The sequence below is a fragment of the Halobacteriovorax sp. RT-2-6 genome (assembly GCF_047085025.1).
Classification (GTDB): Bacteria; Bdellovibrionota; Bacteriovoracia; order Bacteriovoracales; family Bacteriovoracaceae; genus Halobacteriovorax_A.
Genome location: NZ_JBKIYH010000003.1, coordinates 286,721 through 306,734, shown reverse-complemented (window position 1 = coordinate 306,734; position 20,014 = coordinate 286,721). Strand labels below are relative to the sequence as shown.

Annotated in this window: 21 protein-coding genes and 1 other RNA gene; 9 read left to right on the top strand and 13 right to left on the bottom strand. The window is 35.6% G+C overall.

Going from position 1 to position 20,014, the window contains the following annotated elements; all coding sequences use genetic code 11:
* Positions 1 to 2 precede the first annotated feature (2 nt).
* The 8 genes from ACMAYS_RS15350 to ACMAYS_RS15315 form a co-directional block, all read right to left on the bottom strand.
* Positions 3 to 2,258, bottom strand: a complete 2,256-nt coding sequence (locus ACMAYS_RS15350) for an ATPase, T2SS/T4P/T4SS family (protein ID WP_103218423.1) — start codon at positions 2,256 to 2,258, stop codon at positions 3 to 5.
* Positions 2,258 to 3,781, bottom strand: a complete 1,524-nt coding sequence (locus ACMAYS_RS15345; RefSeq protein ID WP_103218424.1) for a pilus assembly protein N-terminal domain-containing protein — start codon at positions 3,779 to 3,781, stop codon at positions 2,258 to 2,260. Before ACMAYS_RS15345 ends, ACMAYS_RS15350 begins: the two co-directional genes overlap by 1 nt.
* A complete protein-coding gene (gene cpaB, locus ACMAYS_RS15340; protein ID WP_103218425.1) occupies positions 3,781 to 4,596 on the bottom strand; it encodes a Flp pilus assembly protein CpaB in 816 nt (271 codons plus the stop codon). The genes ACMAYS_RS15345 and cpaB overlap by 1 nt, the downstream gene beginning before the upstream one ends.
* A gap of 83 nt (positions 4,597 to 4,679) precedes the next feature.
* Positions 4,680 to 5,189: a hypothetical protein gene (locus ACMAYS_RS15335; protein ID WP_146037871.1), complete on the bottom strand. Its 510-nt coding sequence runs from the start codon at positions 5,187 to 5,189 to the stop codon at positions 4,680 to 4,682.
* A gap of 1 nt (position 5,190) precedes the next feature.
* A complete protein-coding gene (locus tag ACMAYS_RS15330; RefSeq protein WP_103218427.1) occupies positions 5,191 to 5,718 on the bottom strand; it encodes a hypothetical protein in 528 nt (175 codons plus the stop codon).
* Positions 5,705 to 6,019 carry a hypothetical protein gene (locus tag ACMAYS_RS15325; protein ID WP_103218428.1) on the bottom strand — a complete coding sequence of 105 codons (315 nt, stop codon included), beginning with the start codon at positions 6,017 to 6,019 and terminating at the stop codon, positions 5,705 to 5,707. Before ACMAYS_RS15325 ends, ACMAYS_RS15330 begins: the two co-directional genes overlap by 14 nt.
* The gene (locus tag ACMAYS_RS15320) at positions 5,989 to 6,495 is read right to left on the bottom strand and encodes a prepilin peptidase (protein ID WP_103218429.1); all 507 of its coding nucleotides are present in this window, start codon (positions 6,493 to 6,495) and stop codon (positions 5,989 to 5,991) included. The genes ACMAYS_RS15325 and ACMAYS_RS15320 overlap by 31 nt, the downstream gene beginning before the upstream one ends.
* A gap of 326 nt (positions 6,496 to 6,821) precedes the next feature.
* Positions 6,822 to 7,010, bottom strand: a complete 189-nt coding sequence (locus ACMAYS_RS15315) for a Flp family type IVb pilin (protein WP_021267549.1) — start codon at positions 7,008 to 7,010, stop codon at positions 6,822 to 6,824.
* 234 nt (positions 7,011 to 7,244) lie between these two features.
* On the opposite strand from ACMAYS_RS15315, the gene ssrS reads away from it, so the two are divergent.
* A non-coding RNA gene (gene ssrS, locus ACMAYS_RS15310) (6S RNA) lies at positions 7,245 to 7,417 on the top strand.
* A 70-nt stretch (positions 7,418 to 7,487) separates the two neighbouring features.
* On the top strand, positions 7,488 to 8,018 hold the full coding sequence (locus tag ACMAYS_RS15305; RefSeq protein WP_103218430.1) for a hypothetical protein: 531 nt from the start codon (positions 7,488 to 7,490) through the stop codon (positions 8,016 to 8,018).
* A 6-nt stretch (positions 8,019 to 8,024) separates the two neighbouring features.
* Here ACMAYS_RS15305 and ACMAYS_RS15300 read toward each other — a convergent pair whose 3' ends face one another.
* From ACMAYS_RS15300 to ACMAYS_RS15290, 3 genes are all read right to left on the bottom strand, one after another.
* The gene (locus ACMAYS_RS15300) at positions 8,025 to 9,005 is read right to left on the bottom strand and encodes an SDR family oxidoreductase (RefSeq protein ID WP_103218431.1); all 981 of its coding nucleotides are present in this window, start codon (positions 9,003 to 9,005) and stop codon (positions 8,025 to 8,027) included.
* Positions 9,006 to 9,097: 92 nt separating this feature from the next.
* A complete protein-coding gene (locus ACMAYS_RS15295) occupies positions 9,098 to 9,931 on the bottom strand; it encodes a flagellin (protein ID WP_103218432.1) in 834 nt (277 codons plus the stop codon).
* Between the two features lie 257 nt (positions 9,932 to 10,188).
* Positions 10,189 to 11,037 (bottom strand): flagellin, encoded by an 849-nt coding sequence (locus tag ACMAYS_RS15290; protein WP_021267425.1) that lies wholly within the window; start codon positions 11,035 to 11,037, stop codon positions 10,189 to 10,191.
* A 243-nt stretch (positions 11,038 to 11,280) separates the two neighbouring features.
* Here ACMAYS_RS15290 and ACMAYS_RS15285 point away from each other — a divergent pair, with 243 nt between their 5' ends.
* Complete coding sequence (locus tag ACMAYS_RS15285) at positions 11,281 to 12,282, top strand: GNAT family N-acetyltransferase (RefSeq protein WP_392993744.1); 1,002 nt, start codon at positions 11,281 to 11,283, stop codon at positions 12,280 to 12,282.
* On the opposite strand, the gene ACMAYS_RS15280 is transcribed toward ACMAYS_RS15285, so the two are convergent.
* Positions 12,279 to 13,994 carry an ABC1 kinase family protein gene (locus tag ACMAYS_RS15280; RefSeq protein ID WP_103218434.1) on the bottom strand — a complete coding sequence of 572 codons (1,716 nt, stop codon included), beginning with the start codon at positions 13,992 to 13,994 and terminating at the stop codon, positions 12,279 to 12,281. The genes ACMAYS_RS15285 and ACMAYS_RS15280 overlap by 4 nt on opposite strands.
* Before the next feature lie 90 nt (positions 13,995 to 14,084).
* On the opposite strand from ACMAYS_RS15280, the gene ACMAYS_RS15275 reads away from it, so the two are divergent.
* From ACMAYS_RS15275 to ACMAYS_RS15250, 6 genes are read left to right on the top strand one after another with little or no spacing between them, the layout of a single operon-like run.
* Positions 14,085 to 14,576, top strand: a complete 492-nt coding sequence (locus ACMAYS_RS15275; protein WP_103218435.1) for a hypothetical protein — start codon at positions 14,085 to 14,087, stop codon at positions 14,574 to 14,576.
* Entirely contained in the window at positions 14,576 to 14,872 is a 297-nt protein-coding gene (locus tag ACMAYS_RS15270) for a hypothetical protein (RefSeq protein ID WP_412463565.1), read from the top strand. The genes ACMAYS_RS15275 and ACMAYS_RS15270 overlap by 1 nt, the downstream gene beginning before the upstream one ends.
* Before the next feature lie 11 nt (positions 14,873 to 14,883).
* The gene (gene greA / locus ACMAYS_RS15265; RefSeq protein ID WP_392993748.1) at positions 14,884 to 15,354 is read left to right on the top strand and encodes a transcription elongation factor GreA; all 471 of its coding nucleotides are present in this window, start codon (positions 14,884 to 14,886) and stop codon (positions 15,352 to 15,354) included.
* Positions 15,341 to 17,419 (top strand): ATP-dependent DNA helicase RecG, encoded by a 2,079-nt coding sequence (locus tag ACMAYS_RS15260; RefSeq protein ID WP_412463564.1) that lies wholly within the window; start codon positions 15,341 to 15,343, stop codon positions 17,417 to 17,419. Before greA ends, ACMAYS_RS15260 begins: the two co-directional genes overlap by 14 nt.
* Before the next feature lie 37 nt (positions 17,420 to 17,456).
* The gene (locus ACMAYS_RS15255; protein ID WP_103218439.1) at positions 17,457 to 17,894 is read left to right on the top strand and encodes a hypothetical protein; all 438 of its coding nucleotides are present in this window, start codon (positions 17,457 to 17,459) and stop codon (positions 17,892 to 17,894) included.
* Positions 17,869 to 18,756, top strand: coding sequence for an alpha/beta fold hydrolase (locus ACMAYS_RS15250; protein ID WP_103218440.1), 888 nt, complete (start codon positions 17,869 to 17,871; stop codon positions 18,754 to 18,756). Before ACMAYS_RS15255 ends, ACMAYS_RS15250 begins: the two co-directional genes overlap by 26 nt.
* On the opposite strand, the gene ACMAYS_RS15245 is transcribed toward ACMAYS_RS15250, so the two are convergent.
* Complete coding sequence (locus tag ACMAYS_RS15245; RefSeq protein WP_103218441.1) at positions 18,742 to 19,971, bottom strand: TIGR04552 family protein; 1,230 nt, start codon at positions 19,969 to 19,971, stop codon at positions 18,742 to 18,744. The two genes, ACMAYS_RS15250 and ACMAYS_RS15245, sit on opposite strands and share 15 nt — an antisense overlap.
* Between the last annotated feature and the right edge of the window lie 43 nt (positions 19,972 to 20,014).

The window sequence follows — 20,014 nt, the reverse complement described above, 5'->3', positions numbered from 1 at the left end:
TCCTAAGCCTTCTTCTTCACAGGTGGTGCACCATTGCCTGGTCTTGGTCTAGCTTGAGGCTGACCCGGTCGTGGCCTTTGTTGTCCCTGCTGTGGAGGTCTCTTATTTGGAGGTGGTGGTGCTTTCTTATCAGCGTTAGCAGGTGTGGCCCCACCACTAGCACCAGGAGCATTCGAAAATAAACCACGAGGAATATTGTAACCTTGTCTTTCAAGGGTTTCGATAAACTTTGGAATAAAACCAGTCGCCTGATGGGAGCCAATAATTTTCCCGTTCTTATCGATATCTTTTTGTTGAAATAGAAAAATATCTTGAAGAGTAACAACCTCTCCCTGAATCCCACCAATTTCAGTAATATGTGTAATCTTACGAGAACCATCATCCAGACGTGAAGCTTGAATGATCAAATGAACTGCGTTGGCAATCATTTCACGAATTGCTTTTGGAGTAAGACCAGCTCCCGCATATTGGACAAGGGTTTCAATACGTCCAATACACTCTCTTGGATTGTTTGAGTGAACTGTCGTTAGAGAACCATCGTGCCCTGTCCCCATAGCTTGGAGCATATCCAGTGTTTCACCACCACGACACTCACCAACAACAATACGCTCAGGACGCATTCTTAGACATTGCTTTACTAGACAACGAATATCAATTTCTCCATCGCCTTCAAGTGAAGGAGGGCGTGTTTCTAAACGAACAACGTGCTCTTGAGGAAAACTAAGTTCAGCAGAGTCTTCACAAGTAATAATACGTTCATTGGCCTGAATAAAACTTCCCAAAATATTTACCAGTGTTGTTTTCCCGGAACCAGTACCACCAGAAACAATTATATTCTTATGTCCTTCAACAGCGATACGTAAGAAGTCCGCCATATTCTGAGTGAAAGAACCGAATTGAACAAGGTGTTTATAAGTAAGTCTCTCTTCAGGGAATTTACGAATTGTAATACAGCATCCGTCAATTGCAGAAGGAGGAATAATTGCATGAACCCTAGAACCATCATGCAAGCGGGCATCAACGTATGGAGTCTTTTCATCAATACGACGACCAATTGGAGCAACAATTCTTTCAATAACGTTAAGAACCTGTCTATCGTTTGAAAAAGTTACTTTTGAAAGCTTAACCTTTCCATCTTCTTCATAGTAAATCTTATTAGGTCCAACAACCATAATTTCAGAGATTGACGAATCAGCAAGCAAGTCCTCTAGAGGCCCTAGTCCTAAGGCTTCATCTAGAATTTCTTTAACAATGCTATTCATATCATCGCGATTGTTTAAAATGCCTTTTGTATCTTCTTTACCAAGTAAATCAATAACGACTTTCTTAGTCTTTTCTTTAAGAATAATTTTCGCTTTCGGATCGTTATCATCATCTTTAGATAGATCCATTTCTTCAACAAGACCTTTATGAATTCTAAGTTTTAGATCTCGCCATCCATTTGCAGCAGCTCCAGTTGGACGCTCTTGTTTTGTACCAACATCATTAGGTTTATTAAGCTTAGCCAATTGACTAAGAATTCCCTTTCCATTGATTGTACGAACTAACTCTGTGACACCTTTAGCAAAAGCACTATTTTTAGCCGCCAGCATAACTGGTTTCTTCTGATTAATGGCCATTGCACAAGTTTGTTCATCTTTTTGAATTTGAGCTAAAACAGGGCGACCAACAGATTTCCCGGCCACATCAGCAGTTACAGGATGACCTTTTTGCGCCTGATTAAAAACAAAATGAATCATTTCTTTAGGAAACATCATTGTTATTAATTCTGAAACAAGGCGCTTAGTTTGATTTAGAGCAAGAAGGTCTGGAGTTATCACAACTAAAATCATCGTTGAATGCTCTAAAGCCTTTGCAGTGAGATCAGTGATTTCCGTTCCAACGTCAATAACAGTGAGTGGATACATGCTTTTTACGGCTTTAAGTACCTTACCAGCTCCATCAACACTCATCCCTTCAGTCGCTACAGGATCATTTGGTAAACCAATATAATGAACACCACTTGGGTGCATATTTACGAATGGCTGAAAAGTTCGTGGATCAATATTTCCATTAAAATTAAAAAGATCTTTTAAGTTCTTATTTGTTTTAATTCCAGTTAACAAATTTAAGTCACCACTAGCTCTTTGATCGAAATCAAGAAGTAATGTCTTAGATCGCTTTTCACCACTGAAAGCAAAAGCTAGGTTTGTAGCAACTTGGGATTTCCCTACGCCGCCTTTACCACCAATGACTGTAATAATATGACCTTCGGCCACTATGGCCCCCTCTTTCTAAATTTTCTTTTAATATCTTCAGTACCAGTTGAGGCACTCTCAATAATCTCAGGAGTGATAAAAACAACAAATTGCTCTTTAGATTTTGAAACATCTTTTGAGCGTACAAATGAGAACAAAGAAAAAACTTGTCCTTCTTCACTTCCATCACTACCAGTTGTTGAAACACCATCAGGTGGGTCTTTGTCATATTCGGTAGCAGTTTTATTAATTGAAATACCACCAACAACTGCTGATTCACGAGACTTAACAATAATTTTCGTATCGAGATTATTAGTTTGTTTATCTGTTCCTTGAGAAGAAGAAACACCAAGAATAATATCAAGATTAATTTTTTCTTCTTGTAGAATCTTAGGTGTTACATCTAAGTTAAATCCCGCTTCGATAACTTTTGCTTGTTGGAACTCCCCAGTACCAACCGCAACGTTCCTCTCAGAACCCTTAGATAACTTTGCCTTTTCACCATCTTTAGTGATCACCATCCCAGATTGAACAATTCGAGCATAACCAGCTGCTTTAGCAGAACTCAGTTTAGGAAATAGTTGTGAGATTGTTCCACCAAAACTACCAGCAGATGAAGTCGTTACTGTTCCACCATTTTCAGTACGTCCAAAAACGATCTGTCCACCTGTTGTTCCAACGCTTGGATTCCATTTAAATCCAAAGACACGATTATAATCTTTTGAAAGCTCAACAAATTGAGCAGTTATTTTAATAAGTTTTGCGGCTTGAGGTGGCTGAGGCTTTCTATTGATGGCCAGAAAGTTTCTAATAATCTCACCCTTATCAAGTTGCTGAACAGAATCTGTTCTTCTAGCTAAACTTTGAATTCTATCAGGTAAGTATGTCGCCGCGATTTTAACAGCAAGGTTACTTTCTTCTTCTGAGTTTACAATTCCTTCTAATAAATATGAATTATTAAAGAATCTAACTGTTACATCTTTTAAGTTATTTCTTCTTAGACCTTCTTGCATTTCTCGAGAAATAATTAAATAAGTCTGTGGTGAAACTTCAACAAGGTTCTTAACATCTGGGTAATCTTCTAAAACTTTTACAATTCGCCCAATATCTCCAGGAACAATAATCTTTCCTTCAACAAAGACCTTACCACCCTTCAAGTTTATTTCTAAACCTTCAATTGGTCCTAATTGTTCTTTAATTTCTGCAATAAGCTTTGACTTCTCTGTTGCAGTAACAGTTACAAGATAACGCTTTTTAATAGCACCTAAGCGATCTCGAACAGTAACAGAAGTAATACCAGGTGCTTCACCTTTTAAAACAAGCTCACTTGTTCCCGCCGCAGTATTAACTGGTTGTACTTTAAGAATTCTTTGATTTGCAATTTGTACACTTCGAGATGTTATTGTGAAATCAATTGGTAAAACTTTATCAATACCAAGAACTACCTCTACTTTTTCTTCAGATACCCCAATACCAGAAGAGGCCTGCTGAGCGCTGGCCGTTAATGCAAATATAAATAGAGTTAAGTACGTTAATATTCTCATTAATTCTTTTTCTTATATTTTTCGTTAAAGAAGGCCCTTGCCTCATTCTTATCAGTATCCGAAAGAATATCGTAGAGTCGAGTTCCTTCGATCATTGCCTTCTCACCATCATTAATATTTCTTAAAGTCAGAATTGGTTTATTTGGTTGGAATACATAAAGATGCGCAATCTTCTGAGCTTGAAATGGACTAAGCTCTAACGTTACCGTTGTATAATTAGAGTAAGTGTTAAGTTTCATTTTTCTTACAACTTCCTCTGTTTTAACACCAATTAGAGGAATATTATTTGAAACACTCATCCCTGTTGAAAGAACACGAACATCTTGAAGGATTGTAACGATTTTTTCTTGATCTTTTCTCGCTCCACCTGTGTAATCAATCGGTGCTAGAACATCGACACGATCACCAGGACGAATAAGCTTTCCTACTGAACTTCTTTCATCAACTTGGAAAGCAATTGCACGCATCCCCACTGTAACTTCTCTTGAAAGACCTGTACTCTCTCCAGGATATGTTACACGTGGTTTTGTAATTTGCTCGCCTTTTAGAATTGGAACTGTCGCAATTGTATTTTCAATTTCTTTTACTGTTTTAAAACTTCCAGGAGCTAAGAATTTCTGTGGAACTGTAATAATTGAAACCTTCGTTTCATCCAGTAGATCGAACTCGCGAATATCTTCTTTAGCAACAAGAACAGAACTCATTGTTCCATACTTTTTAATCAAAGCAGATTGTTGATCTTCGATATAAGTGTGGACCATAAACATGGCAACACCTGCAATAATAAGGGCCAGCGTAAAAGCTCTAGTATTCATAAAACATCCTGTTTTACTTCGTTAAGTAATCACTTAATATTTTAACAAAAAACAAGCATTTAGTTACAATGAGGCATTTTTGGCTACTTATAGCTACAAGAAGTGACCGGTGAAAGGATAGTGGCATCATTGGCCCTAAATAAAACATCACCTGGTTTAGTGAAGGTCTCACCACAGACTCCAAACAAAGTGAACACCTTAATACAATTTGTATCCTCTGGATCACCTGCTTCTTCGCAATTTTCATCTTCAGCTGCGGCCCAAGGAAGAGTTGGAATTTTAAAGCTTGATGAAATCGGTGTACTATTAGATTGTAGTGTTTTATTCCAACCAATCATAAAGCCTCCAACCTCAGTGAACGTCCCACTTAAGCTTCTGATATCATTTCCACCAATTCCATCAGAGTTTCCTTTAAGAATATAAAATGTATATGTTCGAGTTGCTTTATTCTGATTAATCGATGCATTGATTGAGTTGCCTACTGTAATGAGCATCACAACCATATAAAGAAGAATTGGAATAAAAATCATCGCCTCAAATAAGGCCTGTCCTTCTTCATTGTTAAATATTGTTCTTTTCTGATCTGCACTCAAGTTAACATCCGTTATCATAGATCGTTGAGTTCGTACTTGAACAATTCCCATTTCCTAGATCAGTGGCAACCTCAGAAAAAGCTCGACAAACCTGAGCAAGACACTCTCTTATCGTAGGCTCTTTTCCTAGAAACGATTCAATTCGAAAGTCTAAGTCAATATCACCTGTTAATACCTTCATGACAGAGAATTTTGTTTTATAATCTAGATACGTTCCACTTAAGAACCACTGGTTTGTTGTTTTTGAATTAAATTTTATCTGACAATCAGTGCCGCAATTAACAACATTATATGAGTTGAAAACTTCCGTTGCATTTTGACGTGCAAGAGAGTCATTTTGAATTTTATTATCTGCAACGAGATACGCTCGTGATGCCATAAAATTTGCATATTGAAGAAGATAAGTATTTGTATAATTAATTGCAATCTTTGCAAAAACAAAAAAGAAAGCGATCACAAAAGTAAAAGTTGATAGGAACTCAATTGTCGATTGCCCATTTTGATTTCTTATCTTCTTATAATTGCTCATCATAAATTCCTACAGGAGAGAAGAAGTGAGACCTTCCTTCATCATTATTATAATAGAGGGGATGAACTGGATTTCCATAAGTTTTTCCATATGAATCGACACTACCTTTATCACCATAGCGAGCTGAGTATTCCATAGAACGGGCCAATGTACCAAACATGCCCTCTCCAATCATGCCTTGGAAACCTTCACTTTTGAAGACTAGCATTGCAAAAGATGTCACAACAACAAAAAGTAAAATATACTCTACTGTCGATTGTCCCCTTTCATTTAAAAGAATATATGCTTTTTTATTTTCCATCCTAGAAATATCCATGAAATAAGTATAACAGGGGCAAACGCAAATTTCTTCCCAAAAATCTTTTTAATCTGAACGATATTACCTTCTTTAAAAGCCTGAATAATAAACTCAAGATTTTTAAGAATATTCGTAATAAAAACTGAAAGCCCGACAATCACTGTCACAACAGAAAGGGAGATCAAAGCTTGATCTTGATGAGCGACTGGAATTAAAAGAAATAAACTAGCTAAATATTTCGAATCACCACCGCCCATAATTTTTAAAATAAAAAGTAAAAAACCTGCGAGAAATATCCCTAGAGGGTAAAGAAGTGTTTCAATTCCAATAATGTAGTTATTCGGGAAAAACAATACGAGAACTAAAAATAAAAAGATGTTTCCAATTGACCATACGTTTGCAATCTTTCGAGATTGAATATCGATATAAGAAACATAGAGTAATTGAATAAAGATAAAAACATAGACACTTACGGGCACTCTAACCTACCTATCTTGGTTTACATATGGTGAATGCCAACAGCCATTAGGACACGAGCCTGTTGCAAGCTCCTGCGATAAATGGAATGCAAAACTTTTAAAAAAGCCTGTAGTATAAGCCCCTATTCCCCTTGCCATTGCAATGGAAATACCAGCAAAGAATGCTAAGATAAAAATATACTCTATTAAAGCCTGACCGCTTTGAGACTGACGTGACATACTTAATATTCTACATTAAGTATGCAAAAGGTTTTGGTGAGAAAGTTTTTCCTCCGCTCTCTAGAGTAGAGTGCTTGATAGTCGCATCAAACTAAAGAGCGGAAGAATTAGTTTCCTTGTAGTTCGCGAAGTAGGTTATCCGTGTTCCCGAAAACACCATCAGTAAGAGTTGTAATACCCTCTGATGCCTTTTCCTTAAACTTCATAACAAGCATCGCTGCAACAGCAACAAGTAAGATATACTCTGTTGATGTTTGACCTTCTTCGTCTTTTAGAAACGCTAGCAAGGTTTTCATTTCATACTCCTTTCAATCGCCCCCATTCAGCGGGGTTGAAACTTAAATAACTACTTGAAAGTTTCGGCAATAACTGAGTAAAGCTTTAACTTTTCTTAATAATATTTTAACACTTCGCGCATTTGGTTCAAAAAAAAGGTGTATTTGTTCATAAGTATCTGTAAATACTACCGTCAAGTGCTTTTAATTATGCCTATTATTGTTGCCGTTTACGTTTTTCGGGTATAATTTATGAGTGAGCTAGATGGGCACCAAATAAAGTTGTTTCGCCCTACAAAGCTTAGAAAGGAAGTGGTCACTGGTCACGGTGAGCAGGCCCATGAATCAGTGGGAAGCCTAAAGTGATTATCACTACATCCCCCTGTCGTACGACGGGCGGAAACTTTCATCGCTCATCTAGCTCATTCACACTGCCCTTTCCATTGCGCAATCCAAAAAATTCTTTTCAAATCATCAATATCTAGTAGAATTTAAGTTATGGATATTACAAAATTTGAAAGAAACACGGAAGTATCAACAAAATGGATCGAAAATCTTGCTCTCGAAGAGATCAATATGGACGAGAGTGGTGTTGTAAGTTTTAACGACCACTTAAATCCAGCATTCCAACTTGAAGAATCTTCAATTAACTTCATGAATAAGCTCAGAGATCTTTTTGAGATTTATGTCCATAAATTCAATGAATACCGCGGTGATAATAATACGATCAAAATTTTTAAGATTGCTAATACAATCAATGACTTTATGATCTATCGCAATTCACTTCGTCTTATTTTTGCAAGAAAATCAGATGATCTTATTTCAATTGGCTTCTTAGCGAATGGGAAAGACATCTTTAGTGCTAGAACTAATGAATCTCAAGTTCATGGCGGTGGACATCTTCACGAGATCCGCGCACACATCGGGCCATTTAATCAAATCACATGGCGTTTTGAAAATGAAGTTGTTGATTGTGATGCACTTGTAAGACACTACTTAAGCGAATTTATCAAGCTTTCTGCGCGCTAAGAAGATTTAGATATAGTTAATTGTATCCTTAGACTCATGTGCTTCCTTAGCATCAAGGCCTACCCGTAACTTTTGAGCTGAATATTCTAAAGACTCTTCTACAGTTGGTAGACGCAAATGCAGATAGCCCTCAGCATTAGTGATATTCATATTAAAATTTAGAACACCTGAACTATTATCTCCAACCTTTGCTGAACTCATAATTGGATATGGCCATTTGGCCGATGCAATTAACTTTTGTGGTTCTTGAAATTTTTGACAATACAGTTTTCCAAAAGAATAAGTCGACATAAAATCATTTGAACTAATTTGTAACAAACGATTCTTAAGACCTCTTTCGATGCAAATTTTGATAACCATTCCAAGGTAGTCAATATCGAGAAAGCCCGTTTTAATATAGTCATCAAGTTCAATCTCTTCTCGTGCATGAAGCTTTGCTTGAATTTTCTCAAAGAGATTACGACGAACGTGTACACCGCCTCTTCCATATAATCGACAAACTCTAAAAACTAAGTAATTTAGAGAGGATTTTTGAATATAAAATTCCGCAGCCGCCTGAGTCTTGCCATAAGTAGTAGTTGGATCAGGAATATCTAACTCAAAATTTTCAGATGATTCACCTGAGAAAACGAAACTTGAAGATAAATAAATAATTTGTGATTTATATCGCTGACAAACATCTGCCACAGTAAAGAGTCCACTTGTATTTAGAGCATCCGCCCTTCTCTCACTTAGTGCACAATCCACAATTGAAGATAAACCTACCGCATATATTGTAATGTCTGGTTTAAATGTATACATGATTAACTGAACTTCTTGCTTACTGTGAACATCACATGGAACAGTTGTTATGCCATCAATAGAAACAGGGTTCTTATGATAAGTACCAATGATTTTGTAGTCTTTCTTTAAAAAGCTTGCAAGTGATGAGCCCACAAATGAAGAAATACCAAAGATTAGAATTGTCTTGGTTCTTTGTTCAGTCATGATTCTATTATATAGGTAAGATTTGTTTTTTGAGAAAAAAAAGAGGAGGCAACTATGTCCTATTCAGGACCATAGTCGCCTATATGATTAGTTTATCCGATTAGTTTTAACGCCACATTTGGCACTTGGTTTGCCTGTCCAAGAACAGAGGCTCCCGCCTGAATTAAGATATTGTTTTTAGTCATGTCGGCAGTTTCTTTTGCCACATCAACATCTCTAATTCGCGATTTTGCCGCACTCAAGTTCTCATCACTGATCCCCAAGTTATTGACTGTTGATGTGAGTCGATTCTGTAACGCACCCATACTGGCACGATAACCGTTGACTGCGACCAACGCATCGTCAAGTTTTTGAAGAACTGCTTGAGAGCCTTCTTTAGTGGACACACTATCTGAGGCAAGTCCAAGTGCTGTGATTGTAGCATCTGATCCTGCTGCATCGTAAGTAAGTCGATCAAGCATTGGATCATTGTGAATCCCAACTTGAAACTCGAGCTTGCCACCTGTTCCATCGAGTAGCTGTGTTCCGTTAAAGTTAGAAGATTTTGCGATTCTATCAATCTCTTCTTTAAGCTGTTGGAACTCGATGTCTGAAAATGCTCTTTCAGTATCCCCAATCGTGTCAGAGGCAGTCTGTACTGCAAGCTCTCTAAGACGAATGATGATATTTGAAACTTCATTTAATCCACCTTCTGCTACCTGGACAAGTGAGATTGCATCGTTTGCGTTTCTCTTTGCTTGCCTCATACCTCTGATCTGAGCTTTTAAGTTTTCACTAATTGCCAGTCCAGCGGCGTCATCTCCAGCCTTTGTAATACGTTCACCTGAAGATAGTTTTCTTAAGTTGTCCCCAACTCTTTTATTTGTAAGTGACATTGCTCTTTGTGCTGCGATTGATGCCACGTTTGTATTAATTCTGATTCCCATGATTAGTCTCCTTTAATCATCATATAAACCTCCTGTTTGATAATTGAGCATCCAGCTCAATAAATTCGTTAATAATTAAATAATGCTTCTACGGATAAACCAATCATTCCTCTATATATATTTGCCAAGCAATCAAAGGTTGCAGTCTCTAATTGCCGTACATAACTTATCCAGTAGTATGCATATTATTGACTCCGTGTTCTTTACTCTAAAATTTTCTAAACAATGCTAGTGCCATCCGGCGCTGTCAGGGATTATTACCCTTGAGCAGCAGCCTGGATTAAGCTTAGTGCACTGTTTGTACTAGTGTTCGCCTGAGCAAGAACCGAAGTACCGGCAGTCATTAAAATGTTTTGTTTTGTTAAGTTTGCAGTTTCTGCTGCTACGTCAGTGTCTCTTACACGAGAGTTTGCCGCACTTAAGTTTTCAATCGACGTTGCAATATTATTTACCGTTGACTGAAGTCTGTTTTGAAGGGCACCAAAGTCCGCTCTAATACCAGATACAGAGATAATCGCCTGATCAATTGATGATAGAGAGTTCTGTGCAGAAATCTTATCAGCAACTGATGCTAAGTTAAGACCAAGAGCTGCTACGTTTACGTCAGCTGATGATGCATCAAACGTTAAACGATCTGATATAGGGTCATTACGCGTACCGATTTGGATATCAAATACTGCACCTGTACCGTTTAGTAGTGGTACTCTGTTGAATTCTGTTGAGTTAGCGATACGATCAACTTCAGAAGTTAATTGTTCGAATTCTACGTTTAGGAACTTTCTTTCAGTTGCTCCAATAGTATCCGAAGCTGCTTGTACTGATAGTTCTCTAAGTCTAATTAGGATATTTGAAACTTCCCCTAAAGCACCTTCAGCGATTTGAACTAGTGAAATACCGTCTTCTGCGTTTCTTTCAGCTTGTCCAAGACCTCTAATTTGAGCCTTTAGGTTTTCAGAGATTGCTAGACCTGCGGCATCGTCACCCGCTCTGTTAATTCTCTGACCTGATGATAATTTTTCTAGAGATTGTTGCATACCAAGACGTGTTCCACGTAGGTTTCTCTGTGCGTTTAGAGATGCAACGTTCGTGTTAATTCGTAGTCCCATTCGATCCTCCTTGACTGGGTACCGACAAGATTCCTTCCTGTCAGTCAGCTGAAATCCATACAGCTGTACAATTGTTACACCACCTTATCGCTCCAATTTCTTAACTCTTTAGAAAAAAATTGTATATTTCTTATACGAAACTTTTTGCCTAGTTAAGAATTAACCTCAGTGTTTATGGGGCTTTTGAATTCTGGATAATTTTATTCAAGATTTTATTTGCAATTAAATGTAAAATAAATCGACATGATATTTACAACTCTAGAACAATATTCTCATTTAAAAAATGCTCTCAATAAAGAAATTGAAAAGGCTTTTCATTATAAAGATGAAAACAGCTTTAATACTGACTTCTATCAACTAATGAAGGAGAGCAATCATCACAATTGTCATCTGCTTCTTGATGATAATGAAAATATCGTCGCGCATATTGGTGTTAGACCAGTAACACTACATTATAAAGGGCATGAGTTAAAAACATTATTACTGGGTGGAATTGTTACTAAGGAAGAGTTCCAAGGACAAGGTCATTTTAAAGAACTCTATAATCACATAAAGAGCATCTATAAAGATAACTACTCTCTCGTCATTCTTTGGAGTGATAATATGAGTGTCTATAAGAAGCTTGGCTACACTCAGTTTGGATTAACTGCTGTAATTGGAGATACTCCAGTAACAGAAGAGAAAATACGACAGAGGGGTTACTGGCCAATTAATATTCAAGAAATTGATAAAGAAAATTTAGAAAAAAAATATAATAAATCTTATAAAGACACCATCTCAATTCAGAGATCTCTAAAAGAATGGAACGATATTAAACAAATATCTTCAATGAAGACTTTTACAAACGATAATGGCGATTATCTATTCTTTGAGAAAGGACAAGACTTAAAAGGAATTATTCACGAGTGTTCTTTTTCAAATAATAGGCAAGAACTTGAGAAATTTAAAGGACTTCAACTATTAAACCCTACTCCACTTGATGAAGAGTCTTTTTTTATTCATCTAGCCTGGGGTAAAATTATTAATACTTGTGAATTTTCGAATTTTTTAAAGGCCATCACTAAAAATGCCGTGTCTATTTCAGACTTTAAGCCAGATTTAGATAAGGTAACACTTACTATCAACGAAGAATCTTTTTTATTTAAAAAAGAAGAACTTTTACCACTACTTTTTGGACCAGAACAAGCCATCGAGCTACAAGAGTTGATTCCTCAAATTTATATTACTGGAGCAGATAGTATTTAATTTCTGTGCTTCAAAGTCCCATAGCCAATTGCTGATATTGAAAGCACCCACAAAATTATAGTAAGAGTTGGGTAATCGAGTAATGCACCCTTATAAAGATCTTGTTCAGAAACAAATGACTTCCCAGCAAAAAAGAAAACACCGCCAAGAACATAAAATGAAAGTAATCTCACGCTACTGGCAAGAGATGCAATTGGTTTCCAAATTCCTTTGTGTCTAATTTTTACTGCATAGTTATTCTTCGCAAATTCTTTGAGAAACCATTTAAGATGTCTTGGAACAATTCGAGACGCACTTAAGACATCCTTAGCAATCCACATTCCATCTTCAATAAAGCTATCAGTAGAGAAACTATCTCTAATAATATCATTGATATCTCCTTCTAAAAGGCTAAAGATATCAAAATCAAGATCTAACGATTGACCTACTCCATCGAGTGTTATTAGAGCTCTAAAGACAACAAACCATTCACTAGGTAAGAAAATATGATGTTCTCTTAGGGTTGTGATGATCGAACTAATAATTAAAGAGAAATTTGTTTGTTGAACTGTTAGTCCAATTTGCGGACCAATTGCATTCTTAATATCAATAATTAATTTATCGACATCCGGTACTGTTTCATAGATGGCAACATCCAAGAACTCATAAACTAAGTTTTCGAAGTTTTGAGTTAGAATTGCATAAATAATAGCAATAAAATTTTGACGAGCATTTTTAGAAAGATTTCCAACTAGTCCAAAATCAATCAGAGCAATCTTTCCATTTGGAAGATAGAAGAAATTCCCACCATGAAGATCTGCATGGAAAAAACCTTCATTTAGAAAACATCGCATAAAAATTTTCACACACTCATCTAACTTTGAATCAAGCTCTTCTATATGCTCACTGATTTTTTCACTATCACTAAATGGAATTCCCTCAATAAGCTCCATGACTAATAAATCATGGCAAGTAAACTCTTTATATATTTTAGGTAAATGAAAAATTTCAGAGTGATCATATTTTGCAATTATTTTCTTAAGTTTTTCACAATTAAGTGCTTCTACATTGAAATTCAATTCACTTTGAAGTGAGAATGAGAAATCCTCTAAAACTTTAGAAAAGCCTAAGAACTTAAAATCATCTGCTGCTTTTTCCGTTTGTGTCGCTAAAAAGATAAGTATTGAAAGGTCTGTTTCAATAATGCGATCAATACCTGGCCTCTTAACTTTTAAAACAACTTTCTCACCTGTTAAAAGCTCTGCTCGGTAAACTAAGCCAATAGAAGCCGTTCCAATCGGTTGATCTTCAACACTTCTAAAAACATCTTCAATTTTTTTTCCAAGTGATGACTCAACATTTTTCTTTATTCCAGAAAAAGGGATTGGTTTAACTTCATCTCTTAGCTTTTTCATATGCTTAATGAAGTCTTCATCAAAAATATCTTCTCTCGTACTTAAAAGTTGTCCAAATTTTACAAATGCAGGACCAAGTTCTTCAAAGCAAAGTCTTAAGCGATAACCCATCACGTCTCCCCATGAATTATCATGGACAGATACTTTTTGAGATTCTTCACTCTTTCTAGGAAAAACAAAATTAGGAATTATATTAATTACGTTTTGAGAAACAAACTCATCTAGGCCATTTTTAGCAAAAACAGTAGCGATTTCCCTTAAACGAGAAATATTTCTAATTGTTTTTGTTATTTTAAAACTAGTCGTTATTAGGCCCACATAATATCCTTTAGAAAATATCTATTATTTTATCACGATAGAATCAAAAGGTGCATAGCCCTATTGCCAGAAAAATGGTAAAAATAAAGAGTGAAAGAATTTATTATAATTACATCGCTTTTATTTTCTCTAGTGACTCATGCAAATGATGAGACTTGCTCGCGCATTGCAGTAATTAATCAACAAGAAATTCTTATTGACCCAAGCTCATCTTTAAAAGGTGAAGGTCTTCGCTACCATCTTGAAAAAGATAAAGTGGCCCTAAGTTATCTAAATGATTATCAATCGCTACAAGAAGATATTTGGCGTCCTGCAATAATGGGTACTGTTGGATCAGGCCTTATCCTATCGGCTTTTCTAACAAACCCAAGTTCAAATACCAGGAGAAGTCTTATTGCTTCTGGTACCGTCGTTTTAATTCTTAATTACTTATTAACGAAAACAATTCAAACAAGTAATGAAGAGTTACTCTATAAGAGTATTGATGAGTACAATAAGAGACAAGAGCCAAAAATTTACTTGAAGTCTGATGACCAAATTAATACGCCCGAAGTTTATATAGAGAAAAGCTGGAGCTTCTAATGTTGGACAATAATGAAATCACTTGCCATGCGTGTCATAAGGCACTAGATCTTGAACCTGGACAAAAAATCTCATTAAAAGAGGAGTGTCCATATTGCTACGCTAGTGTTCATTGTTGTAAAATGTGCAAGTTCTACGACATTACAGCATATAATGAATGCCGTGAATCAAGTGCTGATCGCATTGTAGAAAAAGAAAAAGCTAATTTTTGTGACTACTTCGTCCTTAAGGGAGCTGGAGATGGTGACGATAGCAAGAATGATCTTCTTGCCGCTGCAAACGCATTATTTAAATAAAGGAATTATTAATGGCAAATCCAATAACAAAACAAGGTTACGATATTATTCAAACTGAGCTTGACCACTTGATCAAAGTAGAAAGAGAAGAGCTTAAGGTAACGATTGCAGAAGCAAGAGAACTTGGCGACTTGAAAGAGAATGCTGAGTACCATGCTGCAAAAGAAAAACAAGGTGTTGTAGAAGGTCGAATCTCTCAACTTCAAGGTATCCTTGCACATTGTGAAGTAATTGATCCAAGTACGATTAAATCTGACAAAATTGTTTTTGGTGCAACTGTCACTATTTTAAATATCGAAACAGACGAATCACAAACGATTAAAATTGTTGGTGAGTCTGAATCAGATATGAAAAAAGGCTTAATCTCTTACAATAGCCCACTAGGTAAAGCACTAATTGGTAAAGAAGAAGGCGACGAAGTTGTTGTTCGTGCACCAAAAGGTGATATTGAATATGAGGTGGAGAACATTGAGTTCAAATAAGGATATCCTATCTACTCAAATTTCTGATCTCTACTCAAAGCCTACCAAAACTTTAGAAGCGCTTAATAAAAAAAATATATATACAATCAATGATTTGCTTTGGCTGATGCCAAGGCGAATCGTTAAGTTACCTGAGATTGCAAATTTTCAATATGCAAATATTGGTGACTTTTTTAGAGGACGTGGAACGATTGTTTCCATGCAGGCCAAGCCTAATTTTAAATCAAGAGGAAAAGGACGAGCGGTTCTTTTAAATATTGCTGTTACAGTTAAAGATGATCTTAGTGATAACTATATTACTCTTAAATGGTTTAATGCCTATCAATCGATTCAAAAAAAACTAGAGCAACTAAAGCATCTTGAATTCTTAGGTGTCGTTTCTGTATTTAATGATTCGTTACAAATTGTGAATCCAGAGCTTTTTGAAATTGGTAAATCAGATTCCGAAAGTGGTTTACGTATTACCTACCCTACAATTGAAAGTGTTAAGTCTCATCATATTCAAAAGGTTTTCGATAAATTACCAAATGGATTTTGGGACAAAATTCCAGAAATAATCCCAAGTAATATTCTAGAAGACAAAGGCCTTCTCTCTCGCAGTATGGCCTTTAAATACCTACACGGAAGAGTTCCATCTAATGAATGGAGTCAAGACAAGTTTGATCAAGCAAAACGTCGAATTATTTATGAAGAATTTATCTATGATCAACTAAAGATCAAATTACGAAAAAATAAGAGAACGGAATTATCGAGGAAAAGCCTAAAGATTAGTTTAGATCAGATTCAAAAAGCAAAATCGCTCTACCCCTATCAGTTAACTATTGATCAAGATAAGGCTTTAGATGATATTGTATCTGACTTTTCAGGAACAACGCCAGCTATGCGATTAATTCAAGGAGATGTTGGTTGCGGAAAAACAACAGTTGCCGTCGCCTCAGCATACTTAATTCTTAAGACTGGTGGACAAGTAGCACTCATGTGCCCAACAGAAACACTAGCACTACAACACTTTCGTGAAATTGAAGAAATTCTTGGAAATGAATTTAAAGTGGAACTTTTAGTTGGAAGCACGAAAGCCAGTGAAAAGAAAAAGATTAACGAATCACTAGAGAGTGGAGATTGCGATATTGTCATCGGCACACATTCTTTATTTCAAGATAGCGTGAATTTTAAAAATCTTGAATTAGCGATCATTGATGAACAACATAAATTTGGTGTTGAGCAGAGAATCAAGCTAATGAAAAAAGGTGAAAATCCTCATTGCTTAATTATGTCCGCTACACCTATTCCACGCTCTCTAAGTTTAACAAAGTATGGCGATCTCGATATCTCGATAATTAAAACAATGCCAGGAGGTAGGAAGGGGCAGAAAACAAGGATTGTTACAAATGCCAACTTAAATAACTATTTAAGTTTTGTAAAAACAAGACTTGAAATGAAAGAGCAAGCTTATATCGTTGTTCCGGCCATTGAAGAATCAGAAAATGATGATATCAGAAACCTTGAACATACATACGAGCTATATAAACAATACTTTCCTGAATTTAGAATTGCTTACTTACACGGAAGAATGTCTCCAGATGAAAAACAAGCAGCTATAACAGACTTCAAAGAACATAAAACTGATATTCTAATTGCGACCTCTGTTATTGAAGTAGGTATTAATATTATCAACTCCACTATAATGGCGATTCTAAGCCCTGAAAGATTTGGACTAAGTAGCCTCCATCAAATGAGAGGACGTGTTGGAAGAGGAAATAAACCAGGCTTCTGCTTTCTTGTTACTGATAGAGAAATAACTCCTGACAGTATGCAACGACTACAAGTAATCGAAAAATATACTGATGGCTTTAAGATTGCGGAAGAAGATTTAAAAATACGTGGAGAGGGAGACTTATATGGTCAAGAGCAATCCGGAGTTGTGACGCAAAAAAGATTGGCCAATATTGTACTCAACCAAGATATCCTCTATGAAGCGATTGAAGATATCAAAAAATACCCTAATGACTTTGATTCCATCATAAATTTTATGAACCATGATGAAAAAGTTTTCACTACGATTTAACTTAGCAAAAAACTCAGATCGAGTATAAAATAAAGCTATGATTCATCTTAAAGTATTAAAAACTAACGATCTACTATCTCTTGGAGAATATCAATTTCAACTACCAAGAGTTTATATTGGAAGCTCGGTTCACAATAATCTAATTATTGAAGACAAAACATTATCAAAAGAGCTTGGTGTTTTAAAATCCATCGGCCATCACTTAGTTTTTGAAACAAGCTCAGCTTACAAAGTAAACTCTAAGTCAGTTGAAGGAATTATAAGATTAGAACAAAATGATATTCTTGAATGCCAAGGTATACAGATACAAATAATAGAATTTCAAAAGAGTGATGAAAATGACTTTCAGGACTACTATAAATATCTTGAGCGTATTAAAGAAGAAGATCCTGCAAAATACGACTTTATTCAATCACTAGAAGAACATTACGTAACTTTAACTGGAAAATATGACAATGACCTCTTGGAGAAATAAAGCGAAGTATCACCAAGTTGATGAGACAACTAAGATTCAATATTGGACAAATATTGAAAACTTAGATGAAGAACATAATCAAGTTATTGTTTTTAACTATGGCCTTGTTTGTAATGTAAGACACTTTGTTTACCAAATTGATCACTTCGAAAAGCTTGGCTATAAAATACTTCTTCATGACTACAGAGGACATTACAAGTCAGAGACGACACAGGGAATTGAATCAATTACCTTCAAAAATATTATTAATGATATTAACTCATTAGTTCGTGCATTAAATATTAAAACAAGTATCCATATTGGCCACTCAATGGGAGTGAATGTAACACTCGACTATGCTCATAAATATCCTGAAGAAGTACAAAAAATTGTATTAATTTCTGGAACAATCTTTCCTCCTCAAGATGTCATGTTTGATTCTAATATAATTGATATGACTGAGCCTTATATCAAAGAACTTAAAGATAGATGGAAGTCACAATTTCAATTTATTTGGAAAAATGTTTATCGCAACCCTCTTGCAAGTGCATTAGTCTGGAATGGCGGATTTAATATAAAGAAAACAAATATTGAATTTGTTGAATACTATATGAAGAAACTTGGTGAACTTTCACCTGATATCTTCTTCCAACTCCTTGATCAAATGAGAGATCAAAAGATCATTAAAGAACTTGAAGAAATTAAAATTCCTACGCTAATTATTGGTGGGGATAAAGATAAGGTGATTCCAAATTATCTACAACAAATCTTACATGATAGCCTTAAAAACTCCGAACTATATATCATCAAGAATGGAAGTCATGTTCCACAAGTAGATTTTCCTGAATTCATCAATGAACGAATCGATCTATTCTTGGACTAAACCTTTGTGAATTAGAAGTTTTTTGAAAACACGATTCATTGCATAGATTCGTTGTGCTTTCTTATATTCACTGTGAGACGCCTCGCCTTCAGAATTAATTCTATAAGAAGTTTCATCAACAACTTGAACTTCAAAAGGATAGAAAAATCTAATATCTCTAGCAAGAGAAGAGAAGTCTAAACCTAGTAATTCCTTTGCAACTGCCGAATCTTCCTCTTTGGCTAACTTTCTTAACTTAAAGAACTCTGCCAAAAAAGGATTCTTATATTTTATAAGTTGGCGACAAGTGAATTGAACAGAACGATACTTTGTAGAAGAATGGAGATTATTCTCATTCTTTAAATTATCAAAGCTACATTCATCAATCTCTCTATTGACTGCTGACACAAATCTTTCTTCAGAAAGATTGTTTCTTAAGGCCATCTTCACTAAGCTTGAGTACTTAGTTCTAAAATGACTAATATCAAAGATTGTATTTAGAGATCTTGATGGCTTAATATTGTGAGGAGTAATAATATAATTACGAATCAAAAATTGAATCACTTTTAAAATATCTAATTTATTCTTCGTAACTAATCGTACTCCTACTCTATCAAATAATTCTTCCGCTACGTTTTCGGCCTTGTGGAGTAGCTTAATAATTACACTATCACGTGACTTCTTAGACTTTGTTTCAAAGTCCACTAAAGGAATTGAAATCTCTCCAGACTTTAAGAAAAGATTATTTTCTTGGTCGCGGTGAAGGTAGCGATAAAATTTATCAAATATTTGAGTTTGAATTTGATTAAAGTAGTTAGAACGTAGGTCTTTGTCCGCGTGCAGAATTGTGTGCATTACTTTTAAAACAATTTCTGCCCACAATTGTTCTTCTACAGTGTGATCCGAATTACCAGTTGCCATTAAAAACAGGCCACTTATATCAGTAACAGTATAAAGAGAATTAGGTATCTCTAAATCAAGACCATCCGGTGTTCCATCTTTTAAAAAGTAACGTTTAATAAATTGGACGGCCTCTTGAAAATTTCCAAATAACTCCGCCCTTGAGACTGGATCTTCAGTATCAAGTCCGTAGCCTTTTAAGAATTTATTTACTTCTGTAATGTCATCTAATTTAGCTACAAAGAAGTTTGAGTCGAGTGCTGATTTACCACCAACAACAACATCAATTACATCCCAGTCAAAAATATAATTTTTTAAATAATCAGGTCGATTCATAAAGTTACTTTGTTCTATCGTTGAGTAATGCTACCATAAGCCC

Bases quoted from the DNA above. Each gene is read 5' to 3' on its own strand.
- ACMAYS_RS15345 (WP_103218424.1), bottom strand. From the start codon at position 3,781: ATGAGAATATTAACGTACTTAACTCTATTTATATTTGCATTAACGGCC.
- cpaB (WP_103218425.1), bottom strand. From the start codon at position 4,596: ATGAATACTAGAGCTTTTACGCTGGCCCTTATTATTGCAGGTGTTGCC.
- ACMAYS_RS15330 (WP_103218427.1), bottom strand. From the start codon at position 5,718: ATGAGCAATTATAAGAAGATAAGAAATCAAAATGGGCAATCGACAATT.
- ACMAYS_RS15325 (WP_103218428.1), bottom strand. From the start codon at position 6,019: ATGGAAAATAAAAAAGCATATATTCTTTTAAATGAAAGGGGACAATCG.
- ACMAYS_RS15315 (WP_021267549.1), bottom strand. From the start codon at position 7,010: ATGAAAACCTTGCTAGCGTTTCTAAAAGACGAAGAAGGTCAAACATCA.
- ACMAYS_RS15305 (WP_103218430.1), top strand. From the start codon at position 7,488: ATGGATATTACAAAATTTGAAAGAAACACGGAAGTATCAACAAAATGG.
- ACMAYS_RS15300 (WP_103218431.1), bottom strand. From the start codon at position 9,005: ATGACTGAACAAAGAACCAAGACAATTCTAATCTTTGGTATTTCTTCA.
- ACMAYS_RS15295 (WP_103218432.1), bottom strand. From the start codon at position 9,931: ATGGGAATCAGAATTAATACAAACGTGGCATCAATCGCAGCACAAAGA.
- ACMAYS_RS15290 (WP_021267425.1), bottom strand. From the start codon at position 11,037: ATGGGACTACGAATTAACACGAACGTTGCATCTCTAAACGCACAGAGA.
- ACMAYS_RS15285 (WP_392993744.1), top strand. From the start codon at position 11,281: ATGATATTTACAACTCTAGAACAATATTCTCATTTAAAAAATGCTCTC.
- ACMAYS_RS15270 (WP_412463565.1), top strand. From the start codon at position 14,576: ATGTTGGACAATAATGAAATCACTTGCCATGCGTGTCATAAGGCACTA.
- greA (WP_392993748.1), top strand. From the start codon at position 14,884: ATGGCAAATCCAATAACAAAACAAGGTTACGATATTATTCAAACTGAG.
- ACMAYS_RS15255 (WP_103218439.1), top strand. From the start codon at position 17,457: ATGATTCATCTTAAAGTATTAAAAACTAACGATCTACTATCTCTTGGA.
- ACMAYS_RS15250 (WP_103218440.1), top strand. From the start codon at position 17,869: ATGACAATGACCTCTTGGAGAAATAAAGCGAAGTATCACCAAGTTGAT.
- ACMAYS_RS15245 (WP_103218441.1), bottom strand. From the start codon at position 19,971: ATGAATCGACCTGATTATTTAAAAAATTATATTTTTGACTGGGATGTA.